Source organism: Neobacillus sp. NPDC097160 (genome assembly GCF_044762155.1).
Classification (GTDB): domain Bacteria; phylum Bacillota; class Bacilli; order Bacillales; family Cytobacillaceae; genus Neobacillus.
In genome coordinates, this window is the sequence record NZ_JBIWDU010000007.1 from 59782 (window position 1) to 72631 (window position 12850).

At 36.5% G+C, this 12850-nt stretch carries 13 protein-coding genes and 1 other annotated feature; of the genes, 2 read left to right on the forward strand and 11 right to left on the reverse strand.

All coding sequences use genetic code 11. From position 1 onward, the window contains the following. Positions 1 to 48: 48 nt before the first annotated feature. From ACIQXV_RS11560 to ACIQXV_RS11605, 10 genes are all read right to left on the reverse strand, one after another. Complete coding sequence (locus ACIQXV_RS11560; RefSeq protein WP_402958882.1) at positions 49 to 1053, reverse strand: ribose-phosphate diphosphokinase; 1005 nt, start codon at positions 1051 to 1053, stop codon at positions 49 to 51. A gap of 83 nt (positions 1054 to 1136) precedes the next feature. Then, positions 1137 to 1622 carry a nitroreductase family protein gene (locus ACIQXV_RS11565; protein ID WP_402958883.1) on the reverse strand — a complete coding sequence of 162 codons (486 nt, stop codon included), beginning with the start codon at positions 1620 to 1622 and terminating at the stop codon, positions 1137 to 1139. 227 nt (positions 1623 to 1849) lie between these two features. After that, entirely contained in the window at positions 1850 to 2197 is a 348-nt protein-coding gene (locus ACIQXV_RS11570; RefSeq protein WP_402958884.1) for a hypothetical protein, read from the reverse strand. A 129-nt stretch (positions 2198 to 2326) separates the two neighbouring features. After that, entirely contained in the window at positions 2327 to 2941 is a 615-nt protein-coding gene (locus tag ACIQXV_RS11575; RefSeq protein ID WP_402958885.1) for a hypothetical protein, read from the reverse strand. A gap of 80 nt (positions 2942 to 3021) precedes the next feature. Then, positions 3022 to 3777, reverse strand: a complete 756-nt coding sequence (locus ACIQXV_RS11580; RefSeq protein WP_402958886.1) for a GNAT family N-acetyltransferase — start codon at positions 3775 to 3777, stop codon at positions 3022 to 3024. A gap of 239 nt (positions 3778 to 4016) precedes the next feature. Continuing rightward, the gene (locus ACIQXV_RS11585) at positions 4017 to 4670 is read right to left on the reverse strand and encodes a vWA domain-containing protein (protein ID WP_402958887.1); all 654 of its coding nucleotides are present in this window, start codon (positions 4668 to 4670) and stop codon (positions 4017 to 4019) included. A 77-nt stretch (positions 4671 to 4747) separates the two neighbouring features. After that, positions 4748 to 5749 carry a macro domain-containing protein gene (locus tag ACIQXV_RS11590; RefSeq protein ID WP_402958889.1) on the reverse strand — a complete coding sequence of 334 codons (1002 nt, stop codon included), beginning with the start codon at positions 5747 to 5749 and terminating at the stop codon, positions 4748 to 4750. A 141-nt stretch (positions 5750 to 5890) separates the two neighbouring features. Continuing rightward, positions 5891 to 6697, reverse strand: a complete 807-nt coding sequence (locus ACIQXV_RS11595) for an RQC-minor-1 family DNA-binding protein (RefSeq protein WP_402958891.1) — start codon at positions 6695 to 6697, stop codon at positions 5891 to 5893. Between the two features lie 174 nt (positions 6698 to 6871). Beyond that, positions 6872 to 7723: a DegV family protein gene (locus tag ACIQXV_RS11600; protein WP_402958893.1), complete on the reverse strand. Its 852-nt coding sequence runs from the start codon at positions 7721 to 7723 to the stop codon at positions 6872 to 6874. A 318-nt stretch (positions 7724 to 8041) separates the two neighbouring features. Then, positions 8042 to 9772 carry a 2-isopropylmalate synthase gene (locus ACIQXV_RS11605; protein ID WP_402958895.1) on the reverse strand — a complete coding sequence of 577 codons (1731 nt, stop codon included), beginning with the start codon at positions 9770 to 9772 and terminating at the stop codon, positions 8042 to 8044. Positions 9773 to 9822: 50 nt separating this feature from the next. Continuing rightward, positions 9823 to 10043 (reverse strand) — a binding site (T-box leader). Positions 10044 to 10271: 228 nt separating this feature from the next. Here ACIQXV_RS11605 and ACIQXV_RS11610 point away from each other — a divergent pair. Beyond that, the gene (locus tag ACIQXV_RS11610; protein WP_402958897.1) at positions 10272 to 10676 is read left to right on the forward strand and encodes a YkvA family protein; all 405 of its coding nucleotides are present in this window, start codon (positions 10272 to 10274) and stop codon (positions 10674 to 10676) included. 288 nt (positions 10677 to 10964) lie between these two features. Continuing rightward, positions 10965 to 11909, forward strand: coding sequence for a LysR family transcriptional regulator (locus ACIQXV_RS11615; RefSeq protein WP_402958899.1), 945 nt, complete (start codon positions 10965 to 10967; stop codon positions 11907 to 11909). Positions 11910 to 11980: 71 nt separating this feature from the next. Here the strand turns inward: ACIQXV_RS11615 and ACIQXV_RS11620 are convergent, their stop codons facing one another. After that, complete coding sequence (locus ACIQXV_RS11620) at positions 11981 to 12811, reverse strand: ABC transporter permease (RefSeq protein WP_402959249.1); 831 nt, start codon at positions 12809 to 12811, stop codon at positions 11981 to 11983. Positions 12812 to 12850 lie beyond the last annotated feature (39 nt).

The following is a 12850-nucleotide window of genomic DNA, read 5'->3' on the forward strand; positions in this document are numbered from 1 at the left end:
CATTCGATAAAAAAGCCAACTACAAATATAGTTGGCTACACTCTAAACTTATTCAAATAAAGGACTTACAGCTTTTTCATTATGAATCCGATCAATCGCCTCTACAAGCAATGGCGCAACGGATATCGTTTTTATTTTCCCGATTACTTTCTCTTCTGGTAACTCGATTGTATTCGTTACAACTAATTCTTTTATTGGTGACGTTTCAATTTTTTCAATCGCTTGGCCGGTCAAAACAGGATGAGTACAGCCCGCATAGATTGAAGTTGCCCCGTTTTCTGCCAAAGCCTTAGCTGATAACGTAATGGTTTCAGCTGTATCGATTAAATCATCAAGGATAATGGCATTTTTTCCTTCAACATTACCAATCACATAGTATGTTTCATCATCATTTTCTTCAAGTTTTCTTTTATCGATTAACGCAAGTGGTGCATGTAATAGGTTGGCCATTTTTCTTGCTCTTCCAATACTGCCATTATGCGGCGCAACAACGACAATATTTTCTAATCCTTTATTTTCAAAATACTGTGTAAGGATTGGGACACCAAATAGATGATCTACTGGAATATCAAAAAAACCTTGAAGCTGTGGGGTGTGGAGATCCATTGTTAGAATTCTAGTAGCTCCAGCAGCTTCTAACAGGTTAGCTACGAGTTTCGCCGTAATCGGTTCCCGTGAACGAGCCTTCCGATCTTGACGTCCATACCCATAGTAAGGAATGACAACATTTATATTACTAGCAGAAGCCCTTTTCAAGGAATCAATCATAATGAGAAGCTCCATAATATTTTCATTGACAGGATAGGAAGTTGATTGAACAATAAATACCTCGCTGCCACGAACACTTTCTTCAATATGGATTTGAATTTCTCCATCACTAAACTTAGATACGGAGCATTTACCCAACTCACAACCTAATAGCGCTGCCATCTCGGCTGCAAGCGTTTGATTTGAATTCAATGTAAACATTTTAAATCTGTTATTTAATTGGTACGTCACCTTACATCCTCCACACTGTGTATATTTCAAATTGTCTTTTACTTCAGCATTCATCTTATTTTACTATATTAAACAATATTGTGGTAGGAAGAACCCCTCAATACCAATCCCCATTTCTTCTTTGTTATAAATCAGTTTTATGGTAAAAATTTTAGTTTATTTTCAATCGGAGTTCGTGGCTTGGGGTCCGGAATCATCTCAGGATACCCAATAGCAAGGACGCCGAGCAAATCATAATGATCCGGTACCTCTAGAAGGACGCGATTTTGTTCTGTTATGCCAATAGACGACCAAAATGTCCCTACTCCCTCGGACCAGGCAGCTAAATTAAAATTTTGGATAAAGCAAGCTGTTGCGGCAAAATTTTCTTCGGTCTCAACTTTGGTTGCTCCATGCCTGGAGAGCACCGCCAATAAAGTGGGAGCGTTCCCAAAATTTGTTTTATGATTTAATTTCCCTCTTGTTTTCGGGCCGATAAAAATAATTTCCCATGGTTCAGTCATCCGGTGATTGGGTGCCATCGCAGCTGCATCTAACCATGTTTTAACTAAATTTTCATCTACCAATTCAGGTCTAAATTTTTTTATAGTGCGTCGTGATTTAATTAATTCAATTGTCTTCATTTTTAAAATCCTCCTGTTATTACTCATTCTTCTAATATTACCATAAAGTACTTTCCGTTAAAAAAATTTTAATTCTTTCTGAACTGTTTTCACGATTTCCAACCTATTTGTTATCTCTTTCTAACCTGCTTCCACGTTGTCCAACTGAAAAATGCTTGACCCCCGTTGAAGTAACGCTTTACTCCACTGGGGGTCAGGCACCATGTTTCGATAACCGTCCCTTAGCCTCACTTTTGTAATAATTTGCAGAGGTTCTTTAAGGTATATAGTCTGGCCGTAAAGAGGAATAAGTCGTCGTAGTTATTGGATATATATTCATCGATAATGTTGATGCCCTTTCGAAATTGATCTACTAGATAAAAGGTATACTTTTCATCCCAAGAAAATTGATTTATTCTAATGAGTTCATCGGCTATTATTTGAAACTTGTATTCCTCCATCCAGAGTTTAATTTGATAAATTTTATCTTTATTTGAATAAAGGCTATTTTTAGTTTGATAACTTTTTTGGACATATTGATTAAAATCATTTATTTGTTCAGCAAGCATTTTTGCTTTTTGCATCTCGAAGTTCATATCTTCCTCTCCTTACTGTTAAAAAATTGAATCCGTTTCTAAGAAGAGTCTATGTTTTGGGGCTGTGTTGTATCACCAACTTATTACCAGAATTACCACCGATAATCTGATGCCTGACCCTGTTAGGGATTAGGCATCTTGTTTGCATCCAACACCTCTTTGGTGAAGCAATGCACATATTCGTTCCAGTTGTACAGCATTCTCTACAACTATGAATTGAGGTTGAAAAATCGTTCTTTTCAGTCTAAATGACAACTTATAGGCATTGTTAACTTTTGCATCAAGACCATACAAATTATGCCAGCGGACGATTTGTTCTGTCTCATAATGTTTAATTCTATTGTAAGAAACCATTTTCCCATTAAGAATAATTCCTTTTGATAAAATAAATAAATTTCCGCGATGGCGAACCGAGTTAATGATAACAAAAAACAAATAGGCTAAACTGAAATAAGAAGACCCGAACCAATCGGTTGTAAGCACCAATATTAAAAGTACCGTCAATAAAATTAGGGCAGCAATAGTCCCCCATTTGACATAGCGATAGGACTTTGTGTTTTTCGTAAGTGGCTCCATCGATTTCCATTCAGTTGGAATCAAAATACCTGCAAACTCAATTTCATTTACAGGATAAAGTGCATCCTTTGAGGCATCAGCAGCCATTTTCAAATTTAATAGATTTCGTAATAAATAATAGATTCCAATGATAAATAGTAAAGTAAATACGATCGTTGTAAGAATCATCCATCATCCCTTCTCTACAAATGATGCCTGCCCCCGTTGAAATAACGGTTTTACTTCACCAGAAATCAGGCACCATGATACTAATTTTCGTAAACTTTATCTGCATGATATTTATATCCATGATTTTGATAGTTTTGTCTTCTATACATTTCTCTTGGGGTGTCTTCACCATCCGCTACCAAAATGATGGTCTTATCATGAAATTCTTCCATAACAAATTTTTGCAGTCTACTTCCTATTCCTTTTTTCTGAAAGTTTTCGTCCACAACTAAACCATCAATTTCAGCTGTTTCTTTCGAAATAATAACATCAACTGAGCCAGCTGGATTTCCTTTATATAATGCAATCAATTGAAGAATATTCTTATCTTCAAAATTTCGTTTATGTAATTCAATCTTTTGGTTCGCAAATTCACTACCAAACTCTAAATCTTGCTGATACTGAAATTCAAGATAGGCTTCAAAGTTCTTATCCGTCACAACATCGATCACTATGTCTGGGTTGTTTATTACGAATGGAAATTGATGAGGTTGAATAGTGTATAGTTCGAGAAAACCAATTGCATAACCTGATTGATTCATGTAATCAAGTATTTCCACTGCAGGTTTTTCATTCGCGGGAAAATAAAACTTTACATGCTTTTGGCCATTTTTTAAATGATAATTCCTTAAATAATTTTCAGCACTTTTAAATTCAGTCAAAGAAGGTGATTTTTTAAACTCGATAAAATTACTATCATATCTAAGCAGCATTTCCGGATAATGAATGTGTTTGTATTGATGACTTTCAAACACTACATGTCCAAGAATATTAATATTTTCAAATGTTATATTCATATAAATACGATCCCCTTTTAGTATATTATTCTTATTATGCCTATCAACTACCATCAGGTTTTGAAATATCTGAAATCCCTATACCCAGTATTTACCTTATCAAAAAAGTTGCTCTAATGGAAGAGCAACTCATTTTATCAATCTCTATAAATAGGAAAAATGAAACAGACCGTACATAGTTGGATGCATGTACGGTTCAGCAATTGATAATTCCCTTAAAGGGCATTGAATTAATTTTTTTATTTATTCCTCGACCGCCGATTATAATCTCTTTCAATTCCCTCTTTCCAGTTTCGCTCAATCTTTTTGCCGCTTCGAAGGTTATTCACGGCTTCATTTACCGCTTCATAATTTAATTGCGTTCCTACATGATCTGCATGGTAATCCACTGCGAAGTCCTCTTCAATTCCAAAGCGTGCAGCTGTTGTAACGGCATCAATATTGGCTCCAAGGAACAGGAATTCCCAGCCATATTTCTCTTTTTGATGTTGAATCATTTTTTTGATTTTAGCCGTTGAGAATTCACGGCTGGCATTTTCCATCCCATCCGTTGTAATAACAAAAAGTACCTTTTCAGCACGTTCATCCTCACTTGTCCTCTTTTGTACATTCACCATTTTTTGAATGGTAAAACCAATGGCATCTAATAACGCAGTAGTCCCCGCTACCTCATAATCTTCTTTAGTAATGGGAGATATGCCCTTTACATTAATTCGGTCATGTAATAATTCGTAATCGTGATTGAATAATACAGTCGTTACAATGGCTTCTCCTTCAGCTTTCTGCTGTTTCATCAACATCGCATTATAGCCGCCGATTGTATCTGCTTCAAGCCCTGCCATGGATCCGCTTTTATCTAAAATAAACACTATTTCCGTAACATTCTTTTTCATTAATGTCATCCTCCGTTCTTTGATAATCCAAGGATAACAATAATCCGCTAAAAAATGGTCGCTTCGAAAGCGACATTTTAAGCACCGAGTAATGGTTGATCAAAAGCAAATAAGGCTTCATTAATTTCATGAATATTATAGTTGGCTTGTTGAATAAAGAACTCAATAATGACATCAAATTTACTGCTGTGTGACAAGGTATAACCGGCAGTAGACAGCAGCTCACTCGTTTCCTTTAAATTTAATTTTAGGGCAATGGCAAAAGCAATAGCGGTTTTCTTTTGTGGGGTATAATCGACCCCATTTCGGATTTTCGAGAATAATCTCCGATCAATATTCGCCCTTTTATACGTCTCAACATCTGTCATTTCTTTTTCATCAATCAAACGAAGCAGCCTCTCGGAAAAAGAATCATCGAGCTGGTTTAGCATCATTTCTAATGATGAGTTTACTTCTTCATATAAGTCCTGCTGAAGAATTTCAACATCACGGTGTTGTTCCATTATATATCGATTTTCTCTTGTACGATTAAAAGTGCTTTCTACTTCCTCAACATAATGCTCATCAATATATTGATGAATGGATGTAAATAACTTCTTGCTTATACCGAAGGATTTTTTATCAAAAACAACTACATAAACAAGAATGTCGTGATTGAGCAAAAATGAACTGATAGTGGAAACAGCAATTTGCAATGCTTCCTCTTTCGGATAGCCATATATACCTGTCGAAATTAACGGAAATGCGATAGATTCACATTCATGTTTTTTTGCTAGTTCCAAGGAATTATAGTAAGATGCCTTTAACAGAGCCGCCTCTTGATTTGAACCGCCTTGCCAAATAGGTCCAGGAGTATGAATGATATATTTTGCATCCAACTTAAATCCATCAGTAATAACGGCTTCTCCCACCTTGCACGCACCAATTTGATCGCATGCTTCTTGCAATGCATTGGCACCCGCTGCACGAAATATTGCGCCACAGACTCCACCACCCATTTTCAGAGCTGTATTCGCAGCATTCACGATCGCATCTACGTTCATCTTTGTAATATCATGGCGAACAATTTCTAACGGCATAAGATTTTCCCTTCCCTATTAACGAACTTTTATTCTATTTTACCAATCATAGGGAATTAAGGAAATAAAAAATAGGATTAGCTAAAAACAATAAAAGCTGATAAATCCTAAAAAGAATATTCAATTGCAATTCTAGAATTTTTAGTCAATAACTCTTTTTACCTCTTTTCCACATTTGTGACATATGCCTTGAAGCAGTAATTGATTGGATGATTCTTTGACAACATAATTTTCAATTTTTGCAACATCCCGACAGGAACCACACCAAACATTTCGTTCAAGTTTTCTACGTGTCTCCTCAGGTAGGGAAAGCCATTTTTTATTTGCGGAAAATGAAATTACTTCTTGATTCTGTGTTTGTTCCAAGGTATCTTCTATTTTCTCTAATACATCAATGACTTCTTGGATTCTTGTTCTGATCTTCTTGTTTTCAATCATTTGCCATGCATTCAAAATTGTAACCAACTCTTTTTTACTAGAGTCCGCAATCTTGTCTAATAATAAAAGAATTATGCCTCGGTTACGATCTTTTAATAATTCGACAAATTCATATTGACCATTCTTAGCTGCATCAATAAGCTTATCAAATAATTCATCAGCATAGGTCTCCCTTTCAATCTCCCAACCTTTATCGGTATAGACTAAAAGTGGAAGTCTGTAATCATATTCAATCGCTAAATAATGATGAAGAATCATCCAGTCTATTTTTGCGAGAATTTCCTTTTGCGTAATATCTTTAAATGCTCCATATACAGGACTGTAATTCAATTCAAGCTCCAATAGCTTTTTTTCTCTCGATCCAGCAAGAATCTTGGCAAGCATGGCTCTGCCGCCACTCATGATTAAATCATCTGCGCCACGCAAAAGTATTTTGATTTCATTCATCGGCAAAGACTTAATCCCGTTTGCATTAAGCTCATATTGAACTCGATTTACCTTTTTCCCCATCGTTATCCCTCATTTATAAAACAATTCATCTCCATAATCTATTACAAGTATAGCCATCAATATATTTTTTAAAAAGGAAAAATGTCTTCCCGCAATGCGTTCATCTATGAAGTTTACATCCGACAAAATACAACAAATACCGGGTAGTGACAGGCACTGTGTTTTAGACCGGTCCTAAACTTCTAAGCCTGCCAGTCCGAAGCCACCAGGTCCAGCGTGAGTAGATATCATAGCGCCGGCTTGAATCCATATAACATTTTTAAAACCAGTTTCTTTTGCGATTTCACCCATCCGCTGCTTGATCCTTTCATCAAGTCCAATTGAGTAAAGAAGATAAAGTTGTTCCCTATCAATATCGTATTGATTTAAATAATCTCGCATAAGTTTTTCAGTAACTACATCCATTTTCCCACGATATTTTTTTGTTGAAACAAGATTTCCATCAATTAGTTCAATACGGGGCTTTATTTTTAACAAAGCCCCTCCGAGATAAGCTAGATTACTAACTCGTCCACCTGCTCTTAAAAATTCTAAATTTCCGGGAACGAAAGCCAGCCTTGAATTAGGAATCTTTGATTCAATCATCTTAACTAAGCGAACAGGATCTATCGTAGGTTCATTCTTTAACAAGGTAACCGCATACATCACAATCGCAGTTAATCCACCTGTAACGTTCAACGCGTCAATAAGAAAAATATCATTCAATTCTTCCGATGCGATAATCGCATTTTGGAAGGAAGAAGATGCCTTTGACGTATAACCAATATGTATGATGATGCAATCAGGAAAATCATTTTTTATCTTCGTGAAAAATTCAAGATATTCATGGGAATTTGTGGCCGTTGTTGAGGGTATTTTTTTGGTCCGCTCATAATAGTTATAAATATCCGTTATGGGTAATGAACCGTCTAAATAATCCTCCCCATCCATGATGACGTGCATCGGGACCACTTGCACATTATGTTTGTCAGCTAATTCTTCCGGTAAATCCGCACCACTCTCTGTTGACAAAATCAGTTTTCTCATAACAATCTCCCACTTCCATATTTTGTAATATACTCCTTCCAAACCTCTCCTCACCAATTCGTTATTTTCATCTTACCATTATTTTCTTATTTGTCGAAAAAACACCACATAATCCAAAATATAAGATCGATTCAAGCTGGTCTTACCCTTTAAATATGTAGTGTACAATCCAATAATAAAATTAAATACTGCATTATATAAAAAAGACCGAACATGCAGCAACATGCCCGGCCTAGCAATAGATGGTTCCCTCAATGCGGTCAGCTATTTTAGGTAGAATAATCCACCGAAGCCTGCTAATAGAATCTGTCTACGAACTTAATATTTTCTACAAGCTTTTTGGATGTTATTTTTTGTAAGGTTGAAGCTTTTTTCAATTGGCAGCTGGGTGCTGGTAATCATGTTGTTAATTGCACTAAACAGCGCCTTTATAGAGGATGTCATAATATCAGCATCGATCCCACAGCCCCAATAAACAACACCCTCCAAAGAGGTAATTCCAACATACGAAACAGCGTTTGACCGAGAACCAATTTCTAGAGCATGCTCCTTATAGACTAAATCCTTATAATGAATCGCCAGTTGGCTTTGAAGAATATTGCTGATGGCATCCAGTCTTCCATTACCAACACCTGTAAATTCGTGAATATCATTATTGATTCGAATTGATACATTCGTTTCGTAATGCCCATTTTGCGTATATTTATAATTGGTAAACTCTACAGGGGTATTGATATTTACATACTCTCTATTAAATATGTCATAGATTTCATTTGGCATAAGCTCTTTATGCAAACGGTCAGATACATTTTTAACATGATAGCCAAAGCTTTCACGCATTTTAGCAGGAAGGTCAAGCCCATAATTTTGCTCCAGTATGTAACCAATCCCCCCTTTACCGGATTGGCTATTAATACGGATAATATCTCCTTCATACTCTCTGCCAATATCCTTTGGATCAATTAATAGATACGGAACGCTCCAATACTGACGTTCTGCTTCCTCACGCCATTTCATTCCTTTGGCAATGGCATCCTGATGGGAGCCTGAGAAGGCAGTAAAGACGAGTTCGCCGCCATATGGGTGTCTTTCATGAACTCTCATTCTTGTCAATTTCTCATACTTGGAAATGATCTCACGGATATGTTCAAAATGAAGCTGTGGATCCACTCCGTGTGAATACATGTTTATCGATAGGGTTACGATGTCGACATTTCCCGTTCTTTCTCCATTACCAAACAGTGTTCCTTCGACTCTCTGTGCCCCCGCGAGCATTCCAAGCTCTGCATCTGCAACACCCGTTCCTCTGTCATTATGTGGATGAACGGACAGGATGACATTGTCACGGTAGTTCAGATGATTGCTCATAAACTCAATTTGGCTTGCGTAAACGTGTGGCATGGACATGGATACAGTAGCTGGAAGGTTGATAATCACTTTGTTTTCAGAAGTAGGCTGCCAAATATCAAGTACTCTGTTACATATTTTAAGCGCAAACTCCATCTCTGTACCCGTGAAGCTTTCCGGTGAATATTGAAATTGAAAGTTCCCCTCTGTCTCGGCCGCATATTGTTTAAGCAATTTTGCTCCGGTTATCGCAATGTCGATGATTTCTTCTTCTGATTTTTTAAAAACCTGCTCACGCTGTGCGACTGAAGTCGAATTGTAAAGGTGAACTACCGCCCTGTTTACACCCCGAAGCGCTTCAAATGTTTTTTCAATAATATGATCCCTTGACTGTGTGAGCACTTGAACAGTTACATCCTCTGGAATCAGATCCTGTTCGATCAAAGTCCTTAGGAAAGTATATTCCGTTTCTGATGCAGCAGGAAAGCCCACTTCAATTTCCTTGAACCCTACTTCCAAAAGCAATTGAAAATATTCGAGCTTCTCCACTAGACTCATAGGGATCACCAACGCCTGATTTCCGTCCCGTAAGTCGACACTGCACCACGTTGGAGCTTCCGTAATATATTCCTTCTCTGTCCATTTCAAACTTTTCACCGGGGGCATAAAATATCCCCTTGAATACTTTTCAACATTTTTCATATTCACGACCACCTTCCCATTTTGGTAAAAATAAAAAAGCCCATCATCTCATAAGAGACGACAGGCTTTGCCTACGTGGTACCACTCTTTTTGATTCGTTTTAAAACAAAACAAATCCACTTTACGACTCGATTACGGCGGCCGACCGTTAAGGCCTACATTTCAGCCTTACCACTCCTGGGCGAGTTGGGGGATTTATTGACTGCCTTTCACCAGCCGACAGCTCTCTATACAATAAATATTCCTTAATACTCCCAATCATCATGTTTTTAATTTGAATTTTTTGATTTTTCTTATTCTATAACGGATGTTGAAAATAATCAAGACATATTGTCAAACTCTTTTTTATAAATACAAAAACCCGATAATTTTTATTATTTTAGAATATGATAAATTGTAAATTATAAAGTATCTCACTGTTTCTTCAAATTCATTATTTAACATTATTTGCATTTTATATGTAAAATAACATTAGAACCTATGAAAGGGCTGTGTGAAAATGGTAAAAAATGAAGAAGAATTCGAAAAAGACATTGAAGCTGCGGGTAAAAATTTTTCCGATGAAAAGTTTTGGAACAAACTAAAGAAATTTGGAAAAAAAGCGGGTTCATCGGTTGTGTATGCGGTTTTACTCTTATACTTTACTCTTCAAAAACCGGAAGTACCAGTTAAAGCAAAAACCATCATTATTGGAGCCTTGGGATATTTCATCCTGCCTTTTGATTTAATTCCCGATTTTGCAGTTGGAGTAGGTTATACCGATGATTTAGGAGCATTAGGAGTAGCCCTCTTCCAAGTGGCAATGTACATTGATGATGATATTAAAAATAAAGCAAAAGAAAAATTAAAAGATTGGTTTGGTGATCGTGTAGATACTTCAGACATTGATGGAAAACTTGGATAAAAATTCGTAATTTCTAAAAGAGGGTTATACCTCTATTTTTGTTTATACGGAGGACAAAAAAGGTATTGCATATTTACACCTTTTTGCTATTTCCATATCTTATCCATGAACAATTACTCCCCATAAATACCCTTCCATTATTTAGGACATAATTGTCATTCATTACATTCAAGTAGTAAATAGGATATATTTAAAAAAGGGTTTTTCTATTAATTATCTAATTTATAGTAGTATTTATAAATATTTTTAAGTGATTTCATAACAATTAGGGTGTGGGGTGAGGATGCTTTGCAAATTGAGCAATTGAAATACATAGTCTCGGTTTCCGAATATCAATCGTTTTCTAAAGCAGGACAGGTACTTCATATTTCACAGTCGGCCATTAGCCAGTCGGTAACAAAGCTGGAAAATGAATTGGGGATAATGATTTTTGATCGAACTCATTCAGGGGTAAAACCTACTGAAGAAGGTAAACAAATCATAAAAATAGCTGTTGAGGCCTTACACAAAATCGCTGAATTACAGGAGTGCGCCAACCAATATTCCCATTCAACTCAAAAACATATTACGATTGGGATTGTCTCAGGCATTCATCTTCCATTTCTCCCCAAAGTATTTACTCAATTAAAAAAAGAATTTCCGCACTTACAAATTAATTTTACTGAAAAAAGATCTGTGGAAATAATGGAGGATATTTTAAATAAGAAAATTGATATTGGAATATTAGCGATTTATGAAGAAACATTAAAATATCAAAATTTAATTACGTATAGCAAATGGCATAAAGCCCATATGTATGTCTTTGTGAACAAGAATTCTCCACTAGCCTCTCATAGCACACTAACTCCTGAAGATTTAAAAGACGAAACCTTCGTCATGTTTAACGGGGAATATATGATGTGGTTTTATTCAAAGTTTGAGTCTCGTTATGGTCCTTTTAACCTATTACTCACTTCTAAAAATAGTGAAATCATTTCCGAGTCTATTCGAAGCGGATTGGCGATTGCCATCGAAATTGAAAATGAAGTACTTACAAATCCTTATATTAAATCGGGTGAAATTATTGCCATCCCTCTTTTCGAAACACTATCAGAAAATTCCGGTCTGGGGTTAGGCAAACTAAAAAATCAATCTCTCTCCATTGAAACCAAAAAAGCAATTCAGTATATGGAAAAGGAACTCCAACATTTTTTCAGCTATAAAAAACATGTGCAGACAACCACTTCCCGATAATCCAATTAGCTTTATTGAAAAATATCTCAAAATAGGAGAAAGAGTCTTCTATTTTGAGATACTCATAGCTTTTATTTCATCTTAGGATCCAAAGCGTCCCTTAAACCATCCCCGAACATATTAAACCCTATGACAACAAGCATGATGGCAAAACCGGGAAATAACAATGTCCAAGGAGCGATTGTAATAAATTGTCTGGAATCAGCAAGCATTTTCCCCCACTCCGCTTGACCCGGTTGGGCTCCCAATCCCAGAAATCCTAATGCTGCTGCTTCCAAAATGGCCGTTGCAATGCCTAAGGTTCCCTGTACAATAATAGGTGTGATAGAGTTGGGCAGAATATGCTGAAACAGAATCCGGCCATCTGACATTCCTGTTATTATTGCGGCCATGATATATTCTTCTTCTTTTACACTTAATACGCGCGATCGGATCAGCCTTCCATAGGTCGGAATATTAATAATAGCAATGGCAACTAGCGCATTAAAAAGACTTGGTCCCAAGATGGCAACAATAGCTATAGCCAGGAGAATGCTGGGAAAGGCAAGCATAATATCAAAGAAGCGCGAAATAATGGCATCCAGCCATTTTCCATAAAATCCAGCTATTAGTCCAAGAATGGAGCCCACAATGATAGATCCTATAACAGAGAAAAAACCAATCCATAACGATATTCTTGCACCAAAAACAATCCTGGTAAAAATATCTCTTCCCTGATCATCCGTTCCGAACCAATGTTGCGAATTTGGGGAGATCAAGGTTTTCTCTGGGTTAAATCCATCATATGGCTGTGATGTGATAACAGGAGCTAAAATTCCAACTATAATAAAAAATAGCACAATCCCTAAACCAATCATGGCCGAACGCTGCTTTTTGAGTTTATTCCACGAATCCTGCCATATTGATTTTTTCGTAGATTTCTTGATAAAGGTCTTTTCTGG